15 protein-coding genes and 1 pseudogene are annotated in these 22,141 nt (G+C 66.1%); 6 read left to right on the forward strand and 10 right to left on the reverse strand.

All coding sequences use genetic code 11. From position 1 onward, the window contains the following. Positions 1-206: 206 nt before the first annotated feature. Positions 207-1,397 carry a XylR family transcriptional regulator gene (locus AC07P1_RS20845; RefSeq protein ID WP_494697614.1) on the reverse strand — a complete coding sequence of 397 codons (1,191 nt, stop codon included), beginning with the start codon at positions 1,395-1,397 and terminating at the stop codon, positions 207-209. Between the two features lie 396 nt (positions 1,398-1,793). Then, complete coding sequence (locus AC07P1_RS20850) at positions 1,794-4,043, reverse strand: glycoside hydrolase family 3 C-terminal domain-containing protein (protein ID WP_494697615.1); 2,250 nt, start codon at positions 4,041-4,043, stop codon at positions 1,794-1,796. A 101-nt stretch (positions 4,044-4,144) separates the two neighbouring features. On the opposite strand from AC07P1_RS20850, the gene AC07P1_RS20855 reads away from it, so the two are divergent. Beyond that, a complete protein-coding gene (locus tag AC07P1_RS20855) occupies positions 4,145-4,390 on the forward strand; it encodes a hypothetical protein (RefSeq protein WP_494697616.1) in 246 nt (81 codons plus the stop codon). Next, positions 4,384-6,528, forward strand: a complete 2,145-nt coding sequence (locus AC07P1_RS20860; RefSeq protein ID WP_494697617.1) for a beta-galactosidase — start codon at positions 4,384-4,386, stop codon at positions 6,526-6,528. The genes AC07P1_RS20855 and AC07P1_RS20860 overlap by 7 nt, the downstream gene beginning before the upstream one ends. On the opposite strand, the gene AC07P1_RS20865 is transcribed toward AC07P1_RS20860, so the two are convergent. Further along, positions 6,529-7,743, reverse strand: coding sequence for a helix-turn-helix domain-containing protein (locus AC07P1_RS20865; RefSeq protein ID WP_494697618.1), 1,215 nt, complete (start codon positions 7,741-7,743; stop codon positions 6,529-6,531). A 229-nt stretch (positions 7,744-7,972) separates the two neighbouring features. Between AC07P1_RS20865 and AC07P1_RS20870 the strand changes: the two genes are divergently transcribed. Further along, entirely contained in the window at positions 7,973-9,061 is a 1,089-nt protein-coding gene (locus tag AC07P1_RS20870) for a calcium:cation antiporter (protein WP_494697619.1), read from the forward strand. 17 nt (positions 9,062-9,078) lie between these two features. Here AC07P1_RS20870 and AC07P1_RS20875 read toward each other — a convergent pair whose 3' ends face one another. From AC07P1_RS20875 to AC07P1_RS20905, 7 genes are all read right to left on the reverse strand, one after another. Then, complete coding sequence (locus AC07P1_RS20875) at positions 9,079-9,852, reverse strand: substrate-binding periplasmic protein (protein ID WP_494697620.1); 774 nt, start codon at positions 9,850-9,852, stop codon at positions 9,079-9,081. A 68-nt stretch (positions 9,853-9,920) separates the two neighbouring features. After that, positions 9,921-10,877 (reverse strand): GGDEF domain-containing protein, encoded by a 957-nt coding sequence (locus AC07P1_RS20880; RefSeq protein ID WP_494697633.1) that lies wholly within the window; start codon positions 10,875-10,877, stop codon positions 9,921-9,923. Between the two features lie 77 nt (positions 10,878-10,954). After that, positions 10,955-11,863 (reverse strand): LysR family transcriptional regulator, encoded by a 909-nt coding sequence (locus tag AC07P1_RS20885; RefSeq protein ID WP_494697621.1) that lies wholly within the window; start codon positions 11,861-11,863, stop codon positions 10,955-10,957. Between the two features lie 153 nt (positions 11,864-12,016). Next, a complete protein-coding gene (locus AC07P1_RS20890) occupies positions 12,017-12,652 on the reverse strand; it encodes a response regulator (RefSeq protein WP_494697622.1) in 636 nt (211 codons plus the stop codon). Between the two features lie 47 nt (positions 12,653-12,699). Further along, positions 12,700-15,639, reverse strand: coding sequence for a sensor histidine kinase (locus AC07P1_RS20895; RefSeq protein ID WP_494697623.1), 2,940 nt, complete (start codon positions 15,637-15,639; stop codon positions 12,700-12,702). A gap of 190 nt (positions 15,640-15,829) precedes the next feature. Then, entirely contained in the window at positions 15,830-16,420 is a 591-nt protein-coding gene (locus AC07P1_RS20900; protein WP_494697624.1) for an NF038129 family PEP-CTERM protein, read from the reverse strand. Positions 16,421-16,431: 11 nt separating this feature from the next. After that, positions 16,432-19,515: a putative Ig domain-containing protein gene (locus AC07P1_RS20905; RefSeq protein ID WP_494697625.1), complete on the reverse strand. Its 3,084-nt coding sequence runs from the start codon at positions 19,513-19,515 to the stop codon at positions 16,432-16,434. Between the two features lie 246 nt (positions 19,516-19,761). Between AC07P1_RS20905 and AC07P1_RS20910 the strand changes: the two genes are divergently transcribed. The 3 genes and pseudogenes from AC07P1_RS20910 to AC07P1_RS20920 all read left to right on the forward strand — a co-directional run bounded on the left by AC07P1_RS20910 (position 19,762) and on the right by AC07P1_RS20920 (position 21,939). Continuing rightward, positions 19,762-20,031, forward strand: a complete 270-nt coding sequence (locus AC07P1_RS20910) for a type II toxin-antitoxin system Phd/YefM family antitoxin (protein ID WP_494697626.1) — start codon at positions 19,762-19,764, stop codon at positions 20,029-20,031. Beyond that, positions 20,028-20,452, forward strand: a pseudogene (locus tag AC07P1_RS20915) (type II toxin-antitoxin system VapC family toxin). The gene AC07P1_RS20910 and the pseudogene AC07P1_RS20915 overlap by 4 nt, the downstream one beginning before the upstream one ends. Before the next feature lie 137 nt (positions 20,453-20,589). Beyond that, positions 20,590-21,939: a right-handed parallel beta-helix repeat-containing protein gene (locus tag AC07P1_RS20920; protein WP_494697627.1), complete on the forward strand. Its 1,350-nt coding sequence runs from the start codon at positions 20,590-20,592 to the stop codon at positions 21,937-21,939. The last annotated feature ends 202 nt before the right edge of the window (positions 21,940-22,141 follow it).

The following is a 22,141-nucleotide window of genomic DNA, read 5'->3' on the forward strand; positions in this document are numbered from 1 at the left end:
GCCCACCTCCACCGGCGTACTGACGGTGAATTTATGATGATCATCATATCCTACTTTACAGGAATGTGCAGAGCCGAATTTTCCGGGACGCGCAGGCCGGGTTCCCCGCATGGTCGGCGTCGCCCGGACGGCGCGCGCGATGGTTGCGCGCACGCGCTCGCAATGCGTGCGCGGCGCCTGCCTGGCCGTCGACGCTCAAGGCAACCTCAGGCCGCCTCCATGTTCTCGCCCAGCACGCGGTCGCGGTAGGCGCGCGGGGTGCAGCCCAGCTCACGCTTGAACACCAGGTGCATATATTGGGTGGAGGTGAAGCCGCAGCCCAGCGCGACGTCGGCGATGCTGCGCTCCCGGCCCTGCAGCCCGGCCTTGGCCGCCTCGAGCTTGAAGCGCAGGATCATGTCGTGCACGCTGCAGCCCAGTTCCTCGCGGAAATAGGCTTCCAGCGACGAGCGCGACACGCCCACGTGCTCGGCCACCTGCTGGGTCTTGATGCCCTGGCAGCCGTACTGGCGGATGAAATGACAGGCGCGCATCACCTGCGGATGCCGGATCCGCTGGTGCTCGCTGGAGGCCAGGATGTTGATGCCGGCCGGCGGCACCTGGATCCGGGTGTGCGGCAGGCGCACGCCGTGCAACATCTGGTCCAGCAGGTGGGCGGCCGTGCGGCCCATCTCCTGCGCGCCCTGGATCACGGAACTGAGCGGTATCCGGGTCAGCATGCGCACCATCGGGTCGTTGTCGATGCCGATCAGGGCCACCTGCTCCGGCACCTCGATGCCGGCGATGATGCAGGCTTGCAGCAGTTGGCGGGCGCGCGCGTCGGTGACGGCGATGATGCCGACCGGCTTGGGCAGGCTGCGCAGCCAGTCGATCTGCCCGCGCATCGATTCCTCCCAGGACGAGGCGCACGTGCCGTTGCCATGGAAGATCTCGCCCTCCATGCGGTCTTGCCGCATCAGGCCGAGGAAGGCGTTTTCGCGCTCCTGCGCCCAGCGGTTCTCCCGGGTCTTGGGCAGGCTGAACATGGCGAAGCGGGTCAGGCCGACGTCGATCAGGTGGTCGCGCGCCATTTTGATGAGCTTGTAGTTGTCGGTCGCCACGTAAGGCACGCCGACCGGATAATCGGCCGGATCGGCGTAGGAGCCGCCCACCGCCACCACCGGAACGCTGCAGTGCGACAAGGCGTCGGCCACGGCGGGATCGTCGAAGTCGGCGATGATGCCGTCGCCCTGCCAGCGCTCTATGCCGGACAGGCGCAGGCGGAAATCCTCTTCCAGGAACAAGTCCCAGGCCGCCCGCGTGCTACCAAGGTATGAAGCGATGCCGGCGGTAACTTCGCGATCGAAACTCTTATTCGCATTAAATAACAGGGCAATCCGACGCACTTTTGCAGTCATGGTCTTCGTCTCCGACTTATATATTTTATCCGGGCGCTTTATGGCAGCGCCTCGGTCAATAAATCCTTCGCCGCCCCCGGCTGGAAGCCACGTGGCGAAGTTGAACCAAGCATATAGTCGGCCCGGGCGCGCTGATAACGACCGCAAACGGATTTGTAGCACGGTGCAAAAAGTACGAGAAGTTCTGCAGGAAGTGCAAGAGATGTGCGAGAACGCCACTCGGACACGTCGCTTTTGGGAACGCAAGCAGGGCATTGCTGACAAACAATGCCCGGGGAGACACCGGATTATTTAAGTTTTTGTCAGCCCGATGATTGCCGATTTAAAAAACCGGCCTAACTTTATATTGCGGCGTTATTCAACGGCCTGATTTAAATGCTCCGGGTCCCTTTGATTTTATTTACGCCGCAACGGTTTTCCGTGGATATCGTAAACCGCCGCCTCCAGCCGCACCACCTTGCTGACGGCATGCTTGTCGGCGGCCGCCGCCGCGTCCGCCGCGAGGATGACTTTATAATCGCCCTTGGCCACTTTCCACGTTTTGCTGGCCGAGTCGTACATCGCCAGCAGGCGCGGATCGACGGCGATGGAGGCCTTCACGGCGCCGCCCGGCGCCACCTCGGCCTTATGGAAACCGACCAGTCGTTTCGGCGCTTCCCAGCGGGCGTTGACCGGGGCCACGTAGACCTGCGCCACTTCCTTGCCGGCCACCTTGCCGACGTTCTTGATCGTGAAGGACGCGCCGAGCACGCCGTCCTTGACGCCGGCCGACAGGTCCGACAGCGTGAAATCGGTGTACGACAAACCGTGGCCGAACGGGAACAGCGGCGTCAGGCCCTTCAGGTCGAACCATTTGTAGCCGACGGCGGCGCCCTCGTGGTAGGTGACGTCGAAGCGCCGGTCCGCCACTTCCGGATAGCCGTCCAGCGCCGGGCGGGGCAACTGCGACTCCGACTCCGGGAAGGTGGCCGGCAGGTGGCCGGACGGGTTGACCTCGCCGAACAGCACGCCGGCGATGGCCTCGCCGCCGCTGGTGCCCGGATACCAAGCCTCCAGCACCGACGACACCTTGGACAGCCACGGCATCGTCACCGGACCGCCGGTCTCCAGCACCACCACGGTCCTGGCGTTGGCGGCCGCGACGGCGGCGATCAGCGCGTCCTGCCGGTCCGGCAGCGACAGGTTGGGCATATCGAAGCCCTCGCCGGTCCATTGGGTGGCGAACAGCAGCACCACGTCGCTCTCGCCCGCCAGTTTGGCGGCGGCGGCCGGATCGGCGCCGTCGTGATAGGTCACCACCGCGTCCGGCAGGCGCGCCTGGATCGCCTTGAGCGGCGGGGACGGATAGATCATCACCGGGCCCGGCCAGGTCTTGGGCGTCAGTTCCGGCGCCGCGTTGCCGCCGGCCGGATACACCAGCGACGAGCCGCCGCCAGCCATCACCCCGCGGTCGGCGTAGCCGCCGATGACCGCCACGCGCTTGACCGATTTGTCCAGCGGCAGCAGGTTCGCGCTGTTTTTCAGCAGCACCATGCCCTCCTGCGCGTCTTTCATCGACACGGCGGCGTGCGCCTTGAAGTCGATGCCGTCGACGGCCGGCGCCACCGGATGGTCCACCACGCCGTGCTCGAACATCGCGTGCAGGATGCGGCGTACCATGTCGTCCAGGCGCGCCTGCGGCACCCAGCCGTTGAGCACCGCCTCCTTGAGCGGCGGGCCGAAATAGTCGGCCAGGTCGAACGGCATGCCGGATTGCTGGTCCAACCCGGCGTTGGCGGCCGGTATCGTGCTGTGCACGGCGCCCCAGTCCGACATCACCCAGCCCTTGAAGCCCCAGTCCTTCTTCAACACCTCGGTCAGCAGATACGGGCTTTCGCAGCCGTACAAACCGTTGACGCGGTTGTAGGAGCACATGACCGCGCCGGGGTTGCCGTCCTCTTTGGCGATCTGCAGCGCCAGCAGGTCGGACATGCGCGCCGAGCGGTCGTCGATCTTGACGTTGAGCGTGGTGCGCCCCGTCTCCTGATCGTTCAGCGCGAAGTGCTTCAGGGTCGACACGACGCGGTTGGATTGGATGCCCTTGATCTGCGCGCCGACGATCTTACCGGCCAGCAAAGGATCTTCGCCGCCGTACTCAAAATTGCGCCCGTTGCGCGGCTCGCGCATCAGGTTGACGCCGCCGGCCAGCAGCACGTTGAAGCCGTAGCCGCGCGCCTCGGCGCCGATCATGGCGCCGCCCTCGTAGGCGGTTTTCAGGTCCCAGGTGGCCGCGGTGTTCAGGCCGGAGGGCAGCGCCGTGCCGGGCCGCGCCTCGGGGCCGCCCTGGCTGGCCACGCCCAGGCCGGCGTCGGTCTCGCGCAGGTGCGGAATGCCCAGGCGCGGCACGCCGTAGACGAAACCGGCCGACTGCTTGTGCGCTTCCTCGGGACGCTTGGTCTTCTTCGATTCCATGTCGGCGCCAAGGTAGCCGTAGACCAGCTTCAGTTTCTCGTCCATCGTCATTTGCTTGAGCACCAGGCCGGCGCGCTCGCCGGCATCCAGGCGCGCGTTCATCCACGATTGCGCGCCGGCTTCGGCCGCCCAGGCGTCTCCATAACACAGGGCCACGGCGGCCGCCAACACGCTGATCTGCTTTTTGAAACTCATCGTTGCTTCCATCGGTATCGATTGACTGGTGAAAAAAAAGGGGGCGGCCGAAGCCGCCCCTAAAGTGCCTTTGGAGAGGCAGACAAACACAAGCGGGTTACATGAAAAAACCTGGTAGCCGAAGTGATGACGCATTGTGGAATCAGTGCCGCAATGCCGCAATTGCAATATTCGTCAATGTGGAATATGAAATTGCGCAGCGCCCGCGTACGGACAAATCATTGCGCCCGCCGGTGAATTTTGTAATTGCGCGCAAGGCCGGTCCGTGGCCCAATGGGCGCGCGCCCGTTTTTTATTACGCCATGGGCGCCATCGCCAAAACAAAACAGGAAGACACCGAATGTTGAAACGTACCCTCATCTCCTGCGCATTGTCGTGCGCGCTCGCGGCCGCGCTGCACGCGCCGGCCGCCGCCCAAACGGCGCCGGCCGCGCAGGCCACGCCGCCCGAATTCCCCACCGTGCTGTACGGCGCCGCCTATTACCACGAGTACATGCCCTACGAGCGCCTGGAAAAAGACGTGGCGATGATGAAGGCGGCCGGCTTCAACGTGGTGCGCCTGGGCGAATCGACCTGGAGCCTGTGGGAGCCGGAGGACGGCCGCTTCGAGTACGCGTGGATGGACCGCGTCATCGACGCCATGACCAAGGCCGGGATCAAGGTCATCATGGGCACGCCGACGTACTCGATCCCCGCCTGGATGGCCAAGCAGAACCCGGAAATCCTGGCCCGCAAGTTCAACGGCGTGCAAAACACCTATGGCATGCGCCAGAACATGAACACCGACTCGGCGGCCTACCGCTTCTACGCCGAGCGCCTGATCCGCAAGATCGCCACCCGCTACAAGGACAACCCCAACGTCATCGGCTGGCAGGTCGACAACGAGACCGGCACCTACGGCGCCGCCAACGACGACGTCTTCGTCCGCTTCCAGCACTACCTCGAGAAAAAATTCGGCACGCCGGAAGCGCTGAGCAAGGCCTGGTTCCTGAACTACTGGGGCCAGAACCTGCACAGCTGGGTGGACCTGCCGCGTCCGGACGGCGCCCAGAGCACCGGCTACAAGCTCGAGTGGTCGCGCTGGGGCCAGATGCGCGTGACCGACTTCCTGCAATGGCAGACCGCGCTGATCCGCGAATGCGCCTCGCCGCGCCAGTTCGTCACGCACGATTTCGCCGGCTCCATGCACGGCGACGTCAACGAGGTGGCGGTGTCGCGCAAGCTCGACATGCCGGCCGTGAACGTCTACCACTGGGGCCCGCGCGAGCACTACAACGGCGCCGCGCAGACCTTGGACGCCGACTTCACGCGCTCGCTCAAGCGCGGCAATTTCCTGGTGACGGAGACCAATGCGCAATCGACCGACTGGAGCTCGTCGTTCCAGTATCCGCCGTATGACGGCCAATTCCGCCAGGACGTCTACACCCACCTGTCCAACGGCGCCAACATGGTCGAATACTGGCACTGGTCGTCGGTCCACGCCAACCAGGAAACCTACTGGAAAGGCGTGCTGTCGCACGACCTGGAACCGAACCGCGCCTACGCCGAGATGAGCCGCACCGGCCAGGAGCTGAAGAAGATCGGCCCGCGCCTGGTCAACATGAAGATCAAGAACGACGTCGCCATCCTGTGGAGCCGCGATTCGCTCAACGCGCTCAACGACATGCCCTTCGCCAAGGAATCGCAATGGGGCGGCGGCGGCACCAAGGCCGACTACGGCTCGCTGGTGCGCCAGCTGCACCGCCAGCTGTACGACATGAACGTCGGCACCGACTTCGTGTTCGACGATACCGAGGATTTCTCGTCCTACAAGATGCTGGTGGTGCCGTCGCTGTACGTGGCCGACGACGCCCTGCTCAAGCGCATCTCGGACTACATCCGCAAGGGCGGCCATGTGGTGATGACCTTCAAGAGCGGCTTCGTCAACGAGAACGCGGCCGTGCGCTGGACCATGGCGCCGGGCCCGCTGCGCGAGGCGCTCGGTTTCCACTACCAGGAATTCTCCAACCTGGCGCAGCCGCTGGCCTTGAAGGGCGATCCGTTCCAGGCGGGCGCCGACAACCAGGTCAAGCACTGGGCCGAGTTCCTGCAGCTGGACACGGCCAAGGCGCTGGCCTGGTACGACCATTCCTTCTTCGGCCGCTGGCCGGCCATCACGTCCAACCAGTTTGGCGCGGGCAAGGTGGTGTACCAGGGCACCTATCTGTCGGACAAGCTGCAAAAGGCGGTGCTGCAGTCGTCGCTGCGCGAGCTGGGCATGGTGGGGCCCGACCAGCAATTGCCGCCCGGCGTGCAGACGCGCACCGGCACCAACGGCTTCAAACGCGCGGTGCACTACTACTTCAACTACAGTGGCGCCGAGGTGAGTTTCAACTATCCGCGCAAGGCCGGCACCGAGCTGCTGGCGGGACGGCGCGTGGCCGCCGCCGAGAAGCTGACCCTGGCACCGTGGGAAGTCGCCATCATCGAAGAAGACGGCAAGTGATCACGGGCCGGCCGTCTCCCCGGGGCGGCCGGCCTCCGCAGTTTCGGCCGGCGCCTTGTCGGGCTGGGTGGACATGGCGCGGAAGGCTTTCGGCGTGCAGCCGTATTCCTCCTTGAACAGGCGGTTGAAGTAGGACACGTTGCCGTAGCCGACCGAGTAGGCGATTTCCGCCACCGCCGCGCTGTTTTGCTCGGCCAGCAGCCTGGCCGCCTCCGTCAGGCGCAGCTTGTTCAGGTAGCTGGTGAAGGTCATGCCCAGTTCGGCCTTCAGCACCTCGTTGACCTTGTTGCGGTTGGCGCCGGTTCCCGCCACCACGCCTTCAAGGTCCAGCCCCTGGTCGGTGTAGTTGGTCGCGATGAAGCGCAATATCGAGGCTTTTTCCTTGTCCTTGAAAGGTTCCAGCGTCAACTGGCGGTAGGCGACCAGCGGCAAATCCTTGTGTATCTGGGTATCCCGGTTGGCGACCAAGGCGCGCGCCTGGCCGCGGAAAAACCATACGGCGAAGCCCAGCCAGCTGGCCAGGGTGAGCAGCGCCAGCGCGATCAGATAGCGGTAATCGCGCCCGCGCAAGGTCAGCTCGCTCACTTCCAAATAGGAGTCGACGTCGCGGCGGCTGTAGGGGGCGGTGCCGAAGACGATTTTCGACACCCCGTCCAGCGTATAGCCCTGCTCCGCCAAGTCCAGTTTCATCTGTTCGAACCACCACTGCGGCATGGTGAAGCGGGTCATGTCCAGCGATACCGGCACGCCCTGCTCGTTGCACGAGAAGTAGCTGCCGGGCGAGCGGTAGGTCTCGGGTTTGCCCAGCGTGGAAACCTTGGCGTCGTAGGTGGAAATGACCAGCGACATCGTGTTGGCCGGCGAGCATTTGGCCAGGAAACTGATGGTGGTGTACTTCGACCAGTCCATATGGGCGGGTTTGCCGCGCTTGTCGTCCAGCGCCAGCTCGGTGGAGACATAGGGGAATAGCGCCTTGTCGGTCAGCTTGAAGTCGAAGCGCATGCGCTCGCGCGACGGCGCCGGCATGCGCACCGACGAGGTTCCCGCCGTCGCCCGGTCCGAATAGGTGCGGTAATGCCAACGGGCGTCGTCCCGCTGCGCCGGCAACAGCGAAAATGTCGGATAGCTCCGATAAACGAAAAAGCCCGCCAGCAGCGCATCGGCGGCCACCAGGAACAGGAGCGCGATCAGCGCCCTCTTGTAGAAAGCTTGCATTGCGATATGTCTTCAGTCTCTTAAAAACACCTCTGCTCGGGTGCGCGCTCGCATCATAGCAGTTCGGTCCGCCAGCACGGCGACTGCGGGACGCGGTGGCGCATTTCCGCCACAACGCTCCCGACGCCCGGCGCGACCGGGACGGGCGCCCCGGCGGCCCATCGGGTAAAATTAACGCGCTGGCAATAAATCGCCCGCCTTCCCTCCACCAAAATCCGATGAGCCGCCTATGAAAATATCCACCACCCTGCCCGCCTGGGCCATCGCCGGACCGGTGGTCGGCTGGCTGGCACTGGCCGGCAAGGCGCTCGGCGCCCAGGAACTGCTGGGCGGCGCCTATCTGGTGGTGCTGGCCATCGGCCTGTTCTGGGGCGTGCTGGCGGCGGTGTTCCATGCCGAGGTGGTGGCGCACAAGATCGGAGAGCCCTACGGCACCCTGGTGCTGGCGGTGGCGGTGACCGCGATCGAGGTGGCGCTGATCGTGTCGCTGATGATCGCCGGCGGCGCCGAGACCACCGGCCTGGCGCGCGACACCGTGTTCGCCGCCGTCATGCTGATCCTCAACGGCATGGTGGGCATCTGCCTGCTGGCCGGCGGCAGCCGCCACGGCGAGCAAACCTTCACCTTGAGCGGCGTGTCGGCGGCGCTGACCACGTTGGCGGCGATCTCGGTGCTGACCATGGTACTGCCCAACTACACGACCACCACGCCGGGACCGTTCTACAGCGGCAGCCAGCTGATTTTCATCGCCGTGGTCTCGCTGGTGCTGTACGGCACGTTCGTGTTCGTGCAGACGGTGCGCCACCGCGATTACTTCCTGCCCGCCAGCGGCGGCGAGGACGAGCACGCGCCGGTGCCGCCGGCCAGGCTGGCCTGGTGGAGCGGCGCGCTGCTGCTGGTGTGCCTGGGCGGCGTGGTGCTGCTGGCCAAGTCGCTGTCGCCGGCGCTGGAGGCGGCGGTGCTCAGGATGGGCGCGCCCAAGGCCCTGGTCGGCATCATCATCGCGGCCGTGGTGCTGCTGCCGGAGGGCATCGCCGCCTACCAGGCCGCGCGCGCCAACCGCCTGCAAACGAGCTTGAACCTGGCGCTGGGCTCGGCCCTGGCCAGCATCGGCCTGACCATTCCGGCGGTGGCCATCGTCGCGCTGGCCAACGGCTGGACCCTGACCCTGGGCATCGACGTCAAGTCGACGGTGCTGTTGCTGTTATCGATCATCGTCACCTCGCTGTCGCTGGGCAGCGGGCGCACCACCATCATGCAGGGCACGGTGCTGCTGATGATCTTCGCGGTGTATCTGTTCGTGACGGTGGTGCCTTGAGCGCGCGCCCGCCGGGGTCACTTGCCCGGCGGCGCCCAGTTCTCGTACCTGCGGCCGATCCGCTCCATCGTTCCGTCGCGCCACATGTCGGCCACGGCGGCGTTGAGCCGCTCGACCAGGGCGTCCGGCACCGAATTGTTGCATGCCAAATAGACTTGTACCCGGTGAAACGATAGCAGCGGCGCCACCTCGGACCCGGTCATCCCGCGCGGCCCCCTGGTGCCGTTGCGAACGCTGACCGCCCACAGGTCTATGCGGCGCATCAGTAGCTTCTGCGCGTTCAACATGTCGTCGTTGACCGACTCGACGGCGAATCCGCGGACGCGCAAAAACTCGTCCCGGGCGTCGCCGTGGGCGGTGCCGATGCGCAGTTTGCGTGCGTCCTCCAGCGTTTTCAACGACAGTCCCGCGTCCACGCGGCCCCACAACTGCCATTCCGCGTAATCGGTCGCGCCCACCCATTTGAACAACGGCTCCCGGGCGGGCGTGCGCGTGGTCGAATAGACGCAGGCGTGTTCGCGCGTCAGGGCGCCGACGTAGGCCCGTTTCCATGGCAAAAGCTCAAGTGTGTAGGCGGTGCCGGTACGCGCCATGAGCTCGCGTATCTTTTCGGTTTCGCGGCCGGTGATGACGCCGTCCACGACCATGCTCGACGGCGGCATGCGCTCGGTGGCGATGCGCAGCGTGACGGCCGGCATGGCGGCCGTCACCGCCGTGGCGGGCTGTTTGGCGGCGATCGCCGGCTTGATCATGGCCAAAATGACAATGTAAAGTCCTGCTCGAATCCTCATGCCGTGTACCGCCCTGTTTTTTCCCTTCCCTTATATCGGCAAGTTTCGGCATAACTGAAATCCCCGCTTCAAGCCTCGACGTCGCAGATGCGGTCGCGCCCCGATGACTTGGCCTGGTAGAGGCGGCGGTCGACCCGGTCGAGGAAGACATGGGCGTCGTCCCCCGCGCCCGGCACGATGGTGCCCACGCCCATGCTGACGGTGACGATGCGGCCGACGCCCGAACGGGCATGCGGCAGCTGCGCTTGCGCCAGCAGCTTGCGGCAGCGCTCGGCCACGTTGCGGGCCGAGTCGGCGTCCGTCGCCGGCAGCAGCAGCACGAACTCCTCGCCGCCGAAGCGGGCGCACAGGTCGCGCGACCGCGAGGCGCCCGCGTCCAGCGCCCGCGCCACGCGGCGCAGGCACTCGTCGCCCTGCACGTGGCCGTAATGGTCGTTGTACTGCTTGAAGTAGTCGATGTCGACCACCACCACCGACAGCGGCTCGCCGGTGGCGCGCGCCTTGGCCCATTCGACCGGATAGAGGGTGTCGAACATGCGGCGGTTGGCGACGTTGGTGAGGCTGTCGCGGTAGGACAGCACCTCCAGCTCGCGCTGCAGTTGCAGGATCTTGTCCTCGGCCTGCTTGCGCTCGGTGATGTCGAACATGAAGCCGACCAGCGAATCGACGCTGCCGTCCCCGCGCCGCACCACATGCACCACGTCGCGGATCCAGACATAGTCGCCGTCGCTGGTGAGGGCGCGGTAGTCGGCCTCGTGGTCGACGCCTTTTTGCGACTGGGCGATACAGAAGTCGACCGTCTTCTGGCGGTCCTCCTCGTGGATGCGCTCGATCCAATCATTGGCCGAGAGCCAGCTGGACTGGCTCCAGCCGAGCAGCGACTCGATCTGCGGGCCGATATAGCTGAAGCTCATCGTGGCCCAGTCGATCCGCCAGGGAATGGCGCGGGTCGATTCGAGCAGGGTGCGGTAAACGCCGTGATCGGCGGTGGCGGCCGATTCGGCGCCGGCAAGCGTGGATTTCATCATTGAAGGAAGTTGGCGGGCACACACGCATTGTGCGCGCAAAACCCACTCTGCGCGCAAAACCGCGAACAACGCAATCAGGCATGGTGGTTCATGCACGGTTGCGCGCGCAGCGACGCCGCCAGCAGGTCGATGAAGTGGCGCACCTTCGACGACCCCAGCGTGCCATGGCGGTGCAGGATGTGCACCGGCCACGGCGCCTCCTCGTAGTCGGCCAGGATGATGCGCAGGCGGCCTTCGGCCAGGCCGGCGGCCACCTGGTAGCACAGCAGCCGGGAAATGCCCAGGCCGGCGAGCACCGCTTCGATCGCGGCGTCGTTGCTGGTGACGGTCAGGCGCGGCTTCATGCGCACCGTGGTCGGTTCGCCGGCGCCGCCGAACCGCCATTCCGCGCCGGGCGACACGCCCGCGGCCGCGATCACGGTATGGCGCTGCAGCTCGCCCGGATGATCCGGCACGCCGTGCCGGGCCAGGTACTCCGGCGAGGCGCACAGCACGCGCCGCACCTGGCCGACGCGCAAGGCCTTCAGGCTCGAATCGGGCAGATGGCCGATTTTCACGGCCACGTCGATGCCCTCGTCGACGAAGTTGACGTTCTGGTCGAGGAAATGGGCCAGCACCTCGACCTCCGGATAGCGCTTGAGGAACTCGACCACGCAGGGCACGACGAAGGACTTGCCGTACAGGACCGAGGCCGTGACCGACAGCCGTCCCTTGGGCGCGGCGTTGACGTCGGCGGCGGCCCGCCCCGCCTCCTCGATGCTGGCCAGGATCTCGCGGCTGTTGTCCAGGTAGCGCCGCCCGGCCTCGGTCAGGCGCACGTTGCGCGTGGTGCGCAGCAACAGCGTCACGCCCAGGCGCGCCTCGAGCGCGGACACGGCGCGCGTGACCGCCGCCGGCGACAGCTCGAGCCGCCGCGAGGCGCCGGAAAAACTTTCTTGTTCGCCCACCGCGACAAACACGCGCATGAGATGTATCTGGTCCATTGCCAAAGCGGTCCCCGTTGGAAGTCGTCGTAGCGGCCAGCTTGCCTGATTTCTTCCCGCCCGGGGCGGTGCGCCGCGCGGATGGCGCCGGATTCCCCCCCTGAAATGGGGGGCCACGACGGCGCCGGCACCATCGGGCCGGCGCGGCGGGCGTCACAGGCCGAGGATGCCCCGCTCCAGCGCGATCATCACCGCGTGCGCGCGGTCGCGCGCCTGCAGCTTGAGCAGGATGTTGCTCATGTAGCCCTTGACGGTTTCGCTCGAGATGCCCAGCGCCTCGGCGATGGCGGCGTTGGTGTTGCCGCGGGCGACCAGCTTGAGCACGTCCACCTCGCGCGCCGTGACCACCGTGCCGTTGCGGCTGCGGGCCATCGCCGATTCCAGCGACGGCGGGATGCTGCGTCCGCCCGCGTGGATGTGGCGCACCGTCTCGAGCAGGCTTTTGCGCACCGCGCTCTTGAACACGTAGCCGACCGCGCCGGACATGATGGCGCGCGCCGCATGGCAGTCGCCCTCGAGCGTGGTGAGCGCGACGATGCGCGCGGCGGGGAACTCGGCGCGGATGGCGGCGATGGCCTCGACGCCGCCCATGTCGGGCATTTGCAGGTCCATCAAGGTGACGGCCGGCCGCAGGGCGCGGTGCAGCGCGATCGCTTCGGCGCCGCTGGCGGCCTGGCCGACCAGGTACAGGTCCGGCTCGGCGGCGATGACGCTGGCGAGGCCCTGCTGGAACAGCGGGTGGTCGTCGACGCTCAGGATCGTGATCGGCAGCGGCTTGAAGGCGCTCATAAAAACCAGGGGCGAGTGGGAGCGCCCATTCTGACACAAGCGCGCCGTCACCGGTAGGCCAGCGCGGCCGGCAGCGAGACCTCGACGCTGGTGCCGGCGCCGGCCGCGCTGTACAACCGCAGCGCGCCGCCGATGCGCGCGGCGCGCTCGCGCATGCCGGTCAGGCCCCAGTGGCGCCCGCCCTGCGCGGCCGGCGGCGCGCCGGGCGCGGCATCGAAGCCCTTGCCCTGGTCGCGGATGGCCAGCGTGAACGCGGCCGCGCCATACGACAGCTCGGCGGCCAGCGTGGCGCAGGCGGCATGGCGCAACGCGTTGGCGATCGCCTCCTTGGCGATCGCGTACAGTTCGTCCTGGGCGTCGGCCCGCAGCGGACGCCGCTCGCCGCGCTCGTGCAGCGAGAACGCCACGCCGCGCTCGGCGCACGCGGCGTCGCCGGCAAGCGCCAGCGCCGGCGCCAGATCGGCGCGGCAGGCATGGTGGACGCGCAAGTCCAGCAACTGGTCGCGCCCCTCGTCGAGCACGGCGTCGGCGGCGTCCAGGGCGGCGTCGATGCGCGACCGCGCCGCGTCGTCCTTCGGCAGCGCGTTCTTGATGCTGTGGAAGCGCAGGATCAGGCCTTGCACGCTTTGCAGGAAGGTGTCGTGCAAGGTGCGGGCGATGCGCTCGCGCTCCTCGAGCTGGGCGCGCATGCGCTCGACGGCGCGCGCCGTCAGGCTGGCCAGCCGGCGCCGGTGCAGCAGATACGCGCCGGCGGCCAGCAGCGCGCCGCACGCCAGCTTGAACCAGAGGGTCTGGTGGAACGCCGGCGCGATGCTGAACGCCAGGCTGGCCGGCGCGGCGCTCCACAGGCCGTCCTCGTTGGCGGCCATCACCTCGAAGCGGTAGTCGCCGGGACCGAGGTTGGTGTAGAAGGCCTGGCGCAGCGCGCCGGCGTCGCGCCAGGCGTGGTCCTGTCCGACCAGGCGGGTGCGGAAGCGCGCCCGTTCCGGAATCGACAGCACGGCGGCGGTGAAGTCGATGCGCAGGTTGTGGGTGTGCACGGGCAGGCCGAGGCCGCCGGTGGCGCGGTAGCGTTGCGTGTCGGTGGTGAGCGCGGTGATCAGCGGCGTCGGCGCCACCGGGTTGCGGGAGATGCGGAGCGGATCGACCAGGCCGACGCTGCCGGAGGTGGCGTACCACAGGCGGCCGTCGCCGGCTTCGACCAGCGTGTCGAGCGGCAGCACCTGGGCCGGCACGCCCTCGTGGCCGTCGAGGTGGTCGAAGCGTTCGGCGGCGACCCGGCCGGCTTTTCCGTCCGCCGCCGTCGCGGCGGCCAGGTCGGCCGCGCCGATGCGGACCAGGCCGTCGAGCCCGTGCAGCCACAGCTCTCCCGCCGCCGTCTGCACGATGCCCGAGACGCCGGCGAACGGCCGGCCGGCGCTGTCGTCGAGCGCGATGAAGCGGCCGTTGTGGAAACGGGCCAGGCCCTGGTCGCCGCCGACCCACAAGGTGCCCCGGCGGCTGAACATGGCCAGCACGTTGCCGACCGCCAGGCCGTCGGCGGCGCCGAAGCGCCGGATGTTTCCCTGGTCGAGCATCGCCATGGCGTTGCCGGCGTAGCCTAGCCAGAGCCGTCCCCCGGCATCGGCATGCAGGGAGGTGGCGTCGCGACCGGCCAGCTCGGCGCTACCGCCGCCGGCCTGCCAGACGCCGTCCTTGAAGGTATGCACGCCGCGCCGCATGATCGACACCCACAGCCGGCCGTCGCCGGCGATCGCCAGCGCCTGCACCGGCTGCTGTATCAACGCCGGCGGCAGCGCCCAGCGCCGCACCGCGCCATCGCGCCGGCGCCACAGCGCATGGACGTTGCCGAACCAGAGCGTGCCATCGGCGGCGAGCGCGCCGGCGGTGGCCGACTCCATCGTGCTGGCGATACGGCGTCCGTCGGCCGCGATGGCGAAGGTCGGCGGCGAGAGCGCGTGCAACGACGAGTGGCTGTTGATCCAGACCTCGCCGTCGGCGCCGGCGGCGATGCTGAAATCGGTGCTGCCGGCCGGCATGTCCTGCACCGACAAGCGGGTTTCGCGTATGCGGTCGACGCCGTTCTCCGTCATGAACCACAGATTGCCCTCGCGGTCGTCGAACGGGCCGGTGAACACGCGCCTGGCGCTGAAGCCGTTGGGCGCCGGCAGCCGCTTCTTCAACTTGAAGTCCGGCGTGTACAGCCGCATGCCGTCGCCGGGGCCGATCCACCACGCGTTGCGCGCGTCGCGGTGCACGCTGTAGGGCATGACGCCGACCTCGGGCAAGGACAGCGGCGCCGACGTCTCCGACACCGGGTCGAAGATACGGGGCGGTACGCCGAAGCGGAACACCCTCACCCTGCCGTCGGGCAGCAACTGGCTCGGCTGCATGCTGCCGAAGCCGTCGACCCGGCGGAACCGGTGCGTGCCGGGTATCTGGCGATACAAGCCGTCGAGATGCGTGACGAGCAGCCCGCCATCGTGCAGGACATTGAAGGTCGGCTGATCGCCGGGCGGCACGCCGTCGGCCGGCGAGACCCGGCGCCAGCGCCCGCCGTCGAGCCGGTAGATGCCGGAGGGACTTGACAACCAGCGCGTGCCGTCCGCCGTTTGGGCGATTTGCAGGATGGCGCTGGGCGGCACGCCCTCGGCTTCGCCGTAGTGCCGCGCCGCGCCATGCTCGAACACGGAAACGCCCCCGTGCGAATAGCCCACCCACAACGCATCACCGGACAAGGCCAGCGAACGCACGTTGGGCGACAACAGCTTGTTGCCGGCGATATCGTCGAGCCGTTCGAAGCGCACGCCGTCAAAGCGGAACAGGCCGTCCGACGCGCCGAACCACAGCATACCGGCACGGTCCTGCACCACGGTCATCGGGTCCGAGGGCGCGCCGTCCTGCTTGGTCCAGGCTTTGTGGGACAGGTTGGTGCGCCAGAACGGCGGCGGCTCGCCGGCCGCCGCCGTGGCCATCGTTGCGGCCATGACCGTGGCCGTGCCGGCAAAGACCGCCGCGCACAAGGCGCGATGCCGACGCGCGCGGGGCGGGCCGGCCGGGAAAGCGGGCGACGGGAAACTCATACTGGCGGCATGCTTAGTAACCAAAAAGCAACAGATTACAGCATAGGCCGCCTAAGCTCAATGCCCACCGCCCGCCCTGATCGCGTCGCCGCGTTTAACGGCGACGGCGCGCGCGCGCCATCAGGCACAACATGCCAGCGACCATCAACAGCACACTGGACGGCTCGGGGACCGCCGTTACCCGAGTCAGGTCGCTGGCAGTGTTGACCGCGAAGACGGCTCCCGGCGCCGCGCCCGGCGGCAGCGACACCGTACCCAGGTCGCCATCGGCGCCGAGGTAGCTGGCATCGTTGAACAGCGACCAGCCGAAGGTCGTGCCCGCATCGCCGGCGCCCAACGTGAAGCCGACGTCGAACGACAGCACGCCGCCCAGGCTGACCGTCATGACCAGCTCGCCGCCAGCGCCGGCGTTGCCGAACACCAGCGGCCCCGGCGGCGTGCCGGTGACCGACCCGGTGATTTGGGGAGCGCCGGAAAACGCCCCCGCCAGATTGGTCACGGTCGCCGTGGCCGGCGCGGCGTCGGCCAGCCCGAGGAAGTACAGCCCCAGATACGCCGTACCGCCGCCGAGGGTGGCGGTGTCGATGGTGACGGTGTACTGCTGCGCGGCGCCGGCCTGCCCCGCTCCGCCCAGCATGCAGACGGCCAGCAACAGTTTCACCAGCAGGTCTTTCATATGGTTCATCGCGAAGCTCCTCAGTATTTAGCGCTGATCAGCTTGCGGCCATAGCTGATGGCCAGCTTGGACGGGTTGCTGAAGGTGGTGGTCAGGGTCACGCTCTGGCCCGGCGCCAGGTCGCCGGCGGGCAAGGTGATGTAGGGCGAACGATCCTCGACGCCGGTCGCGTTGTCGAGCGTGACGCCGTCGGTGAGGTTCTCCAGCCGGAAGTGCAACGGCCCCTTGATCGCCTGCTGGGTGATGTTGGTGATGGTCACCGTGCCGGTGTACTTCTGCGTGAAGCGGTTCACCGTCAGGCCGGACTGTTGCATCCTGACGCTGGCGCTGACATCGACCGGCGCCAGCAAATCGAAGCGCGAGCCGTGGAAGTGCAACTCGCTGTACGAGGAGATGCCGGGATAGGCTGGATCGGTCGGTGGCCCCGGATGGTCGACGCGCACCATGAAGTAGCGATAGCGCTCGTTTTCCAGTCCCGGCAGCACGGGAATGACCTCCATGATGAAGTTCTGGCCGCTGGTGTCGGTGGTTTCGCGGCTGGTCAGCAAGGTCCAGCCGGCGTTGTCGTTCGAGCCGTAGACATTGATGCCCTGGGAACGATTGCCGAACATGAAGCGCGCGCGGATGCCGAAGGCGTTGGCCGCGACGCGGTAGTTCTCGCCGAAGTCCAGGGTCACGACGTTGCGCAAATCGCCGGAGGTGGTGTTGTAGTCGTCGTCCACCAGCGAAGGGATGGCGCCCGGGCTCAGCAAGGTCGGCGTGACCATGTTCTTGCTCCAGTCCAGGCTGCCGTCCGAGGCCAGCCGTGGATTGAGCAACTCAAGCTTGCGCGTCACTTCCTGCACTTTTTTCAGCAGCGCCGGGAATTCGGCATCGGGCGCGGTGGCCATGGCCTTGCGCAACGGCGCCAGCTCGGCCTTGAACGTCGCCAGCGACGGCGTCGTATAGATAGCCCCCGCGTCATAGCCGCCCATCGCGGCGGCGAACGCCGTATGGCGGTCCGGCTGCACGCTCAGGCGCGCCGTCATCGTGCTGATGGAGACGCCGTCGGTCGCGCTGATGACCAGGTCCTGGATGCCGACCTGGTTCGCGGCCGGCGTCCAGCTCAGCGCGCCGGTCGTCGTGTCCAGGGTGGCGCCGGCCGGCAGGCTGACCGCCTTGTAGACCACGGTGTCGGCGGCGTTGGCGTCGGTGGCCGTGTAGACGGCCTGGTAAGGCATGCCCCGCACCACCAGCTCGGTTTCCGGGAACACCGGCATGGCGAAGCGCGGCGGCGTCAGCTGCGTGGGCGCGGCCATGTTGACGAAGTCCACGTCGACCGTCGCGCCCTCCGGGCCGGTGAATTTGAAGTAGATGATGTTGTCGCCCAGGCGCCTGCCGGCCGTCGCCGCGTTCGCGCTATCCGGCACGATGTAGCGCCATTGGCCACCGGTGTCCGGCACCGTCATCTCGCTCCACGGCCTGGCGCCCGCGGTCGCGCTGGCGGCCAGTTTGGTCACGGCGTTGGTGCGCACCATGATGCCGACCGGGGCGTACTTGCTGCGGTCGGCATAGCCGATGTCGTGGAACACCACGGTGGCGCCGGTCGGCGTCAGTTGCGCGCGCCCGTAGGTGCGCTCGCCTTCGGTCGCCGTGCTCCAGTCGCCGTTGAGGTAGATCGACTTGCGCTCGGTCTCCAGCATCCCCGTGTTGACGGGCAGCGGAACGCCGGTCAGCGCCTTCGGCAACGTCAGGAAGGCCTCGGCGCCCATGTCCTTGTTGTTGGGCGACGCCGGCCCCCACGGCGTGACGGGACCGTTGGCGTGCGCGGCCGCCGTCGCCAGATAAGGCGCCACGGTGTCGACGTCCACGCCCTCCTCGTACTTGTAGACGTTGTAGACCTCGGAGATGCCCTCGACCTGGTTCAGGCGGCCACGGTAGGCCTCGGAAATGCCCGAGGTGCCGCCGCTGGTGTCGGCCCAGGGCGTCTCGTGGCCCAGCATGAAGCGGGCGTAGGCGTTGGCGCCCATCAGCAGCCGGTTGCCGCCGAATTTGTAGACGCTGACGGCGTCGCCGGCGGTGGACGGCTTGCCGGTGTACGGGTCGACCTTGGTGCCCTGCGAGGTCACCAGGCGCAGCAGGCCGATCAGGTTGTCGACGTTGTCGCCGCCGTGGGCCTGGTCGCGCATCATTTCCTGGATTTGATAGAACGGGTAGCCCGCCGTGTTGTGCGGGTTGTCGGTGTCGATGAAAGGAATCAGGGGCAGGATGCCGCCGTTGATGTCCGGCCGGGTCGAGGTCGCGTTGACGGTCAGCCATTCCACCGTTTCGTCGTAGCGCGCGCGGTTGTCGGTGAAGATGGCGCCGGCCAGGCGGCCCACGATCGAATACACATGCTGGTTCATGAAACGCTCATTGCTGGCGAAGAAAGTGCGCTCCATCGGGTCGATCAGATTGTCCTTGAGCTTTTGCGTGTCGGTGGCGGTCCAGGCCAGCGGATACGCGGCATAGGCGGCGTCGGCCGGCGTGTAGCGCATGATCTCCGCCGCCAGCAGCATGCGGAACAGCGGCACGCCGGTGTGGATGTGGGCATCCGGGTAGTAGGCGTAGCCGTTGGGATTCATGTTGCTCCAGGTACGCAGGATGCGCATGGCGTTGCGGCGGTACTCGTTCTGGCCGGTCATGTAGTACAACAGCGATTGCGTCAGGGCGCCCTGCGAATCGTTGATCAGGCGGGTCTGGCCGGTGCCGTTGTTGAAGTTGGGCGTATTGGGCGTGTCGACCTTGGTGGCGTCGCGGTTGGTCGGCTGCAGGTTGATGTTGGCGTAGTTGCAGCAGACCGTGGCGAGGGTGTTGTAGTAAGTCTTGTACGGCTCGACGTCCGCCCTGACCTGTTGGCGGGCGTACTCGAGCTGCTCGAGCGTGAAGCCGAGCGCGGGATGCTTGAAGCCGGCCTCGCTGACCGTGGGCTGGGCTTGCGGGGTGGCGACGAAGTTGACGGCCGCCGCCGGCGCGGTGGAAAAAACCAGCAGCGCCGAGGCTATCGCGGCGCACAGCTTGCCACGGCGATGGGATGGCGCTTGCGGTCCTTGCCGCTTGACGCCCTGAAGTGTGTGATTGTCCATATGTCTCCTTATAGTTAGAAATGCTGATGGCCCTCTATCGATCCACGTTTGTTATCGATAACATATCAACTTAAAAAAATGCCTGATAAAGCATGGTTTAGAACGGCGAGCGGAAGTTATCGATAACATTTTTTGATGTGAAAGAACGTGTGATTAGTTGAGGAATAGCGAATTTACCACGACTGGCCGGATTTACTGTATCAAACTAGCAACAGGCATCCGGTCGGCACCGAGTGGAAAAGAGCAATGCGGTCGGCGCCCGTAACCACCACCACTATTTCGAGCCGCGAATTCAACCAGGGCGCGAGCGAGGCCAAACGGGCCGCAAGCAACGGACCGGTCTTCATCACGGATCGGGGTCGCCCCGCCCACGTGCTGATGACCTTTGAGGACTATCAGCGGCTCACCAAGCAGCGGCGTAATATCGCTGATACGCTGGCCATGCCAGATAATGCCGCCATCGAGTTTGAACCGCCGCGTGCGGACATCAAGACCCGGCCAGTTGACTTCTCATGATGTTTGTTCTCGATACCAACGTGGTGTCCGAACTGCGTAAAGTCCGCTTGGGCAAAGCCGACAGCAATGTGGCGGCATGGGCGGAAAGCGTTGATGCCTCCGACCTCTTCGTCTCGGCCATCACCATCATGGAACTGGAACTGGGCGTTCTGTCGGTTGAACGGAAGGACGCCGCGCAAGGGGCCATGCTGCGTTCCTGGTTGGACCAGCAAGTTCTGCCTGAGTTCGCTGGACGCACGCTGTCCGTCGATATCGCCGTCGCACAACGCCGCGCCCGACTGCATGTACCCGACAAACACGGAGAGCGTGATGCACTCATTGCGCAACCGCGCTCGTACACGGCATGACTGTCGTCACTCGCAACATTGCTGATTTCAAGTCAACCGGAGTCAGTCTCTTCAATCCGTGGGAGGCATCGTGATGTGGAAATAGCGGGGCAACCTCTGGGACTTCGGCACGACATACCGCAGGTGTATATCCAAGTGCAATTTACTTCGTTGTCCGACAACCAGGCCTCCTTTACAGTCCCCACTCACTGATGACTACAAAGGAGCAAGTATGAGTATGTGGCACAAGGTCGTCGCGTTATCGGCGCTGGCGCTGACGACCGGCGTACAAGCGGCAACCTATTACGTCGCGCCGGGCGGCAACGACGGCAATCCGGGTACGGTCGCCGCGCCGTGGAAATCCATTGCAAAAGCACAAACCGTCGCCGCGCCCGGCGACACCATCTACTTCCGTGGCGGCGACTATGTCTATACGGCCTCCCTCGCCAGCTGCGCCAGCGCGACGGACGTCGTGTCGGCAATCACGCTGGACAAGAGCGGCCAACAGGATAAACCGATCCGCTACTGGGCCTATCCGGGAGAAACGCCGGTATTCGATTTCTTCTCGATCACAGACAACTGCCGGGTGAAGGGCTTCAACGTCACCGCCGACTATCTGCATCTGAAGGGCCTGGAGCTGAGAGGCGCGCCGCAACAAGCGGGCAATCTGCAAAATAACGAATCCTGGGGCATCTGGATCAAGGGCAGCCACAACACCTTTGAGCAGCTCAATACCCATCACCACATGGGTCCCGGCTTCTTCCTCTCGAACGGCAGCTATAACCTGGTGCTGAACGTCGACTCGCATCACAACTACGACCCCTACAGCAAGTCAGGCGCGGGGCAGAATGCCGACGGCTTCGGCGCCCACATCAAGGCCAACAACCCGGGCAATGTATTCCGCGGCTGCCGTGCCTGGGCCAATACCGACGATGGCTATGATTTGATCAACGCCTACTCGTCGGTGCTGATCGAAAATTCGTGGGCGTGGCTGCAAGGCTACCTGCCCGGCACCACCACTTCGATCCCCGCCGGGAACGGCAACGGCTTCAAGCTTGGCGGCTATAGCGGCGTGTACCAACCCAACGCGCCGGTGCATACGGTGCGTTTCTCGGTAGCGTTCAGGAACAAAGCCAATGGCTTCTATGCCAATCACCATCCAGTCGCCAACCAATATTACAACAACACCAGCAGCGGCAATGGCGCCGGTTTCAATATGCTGGGCATCGATTCCAGCAACGCCGCCATAGCGCTTGGCATCGTCCGCAACAACCTGGCCTACGAAAACACGCCGGTCGCCAACGTCGGCGGTGCGGATGTGGCCCACAACAGCTGGAATTTGCCTGTCAGCGTCACGGCGGCGGATTTCCAGAGCGTGTCAACCGATGGCTGGGACGCGCCACGCCAGCCGGATGGCAGCTTGCCGGCATTGCCTTCCCTGCGACTGATCGCCGGCAGCGATTTGATCGACAAGGGAGTGAACCTCGGGTTGCCATTCACCGGCGCCGCACCGGATCTGGGGGCATTTGAAGGCAGCACACCGGTGCCCATCACCACCATCGTCACCAATCCCAGCCGCTGAACATGGCGCACCTGCCTAAGCCGCTGGCTGGCAAGCCTTAGGGAAACGCAATCAGTCATCCAGCACGGACAATACTCACCTTCCCCAACGCAAAAAGGGCAGCCACATGGCTGCCCTTCTTCAATACTGGAGCGGGAGAAGAGTCTCGAACTCTCGACCTCAACCTTGGCAAGGTTGCGCTCTACCAACTGAGCTACTCCCG

The sequence above is a fragment of the Duganella sp. GW821-FHT07F09 genome (genome assembly GCF_059418705.1).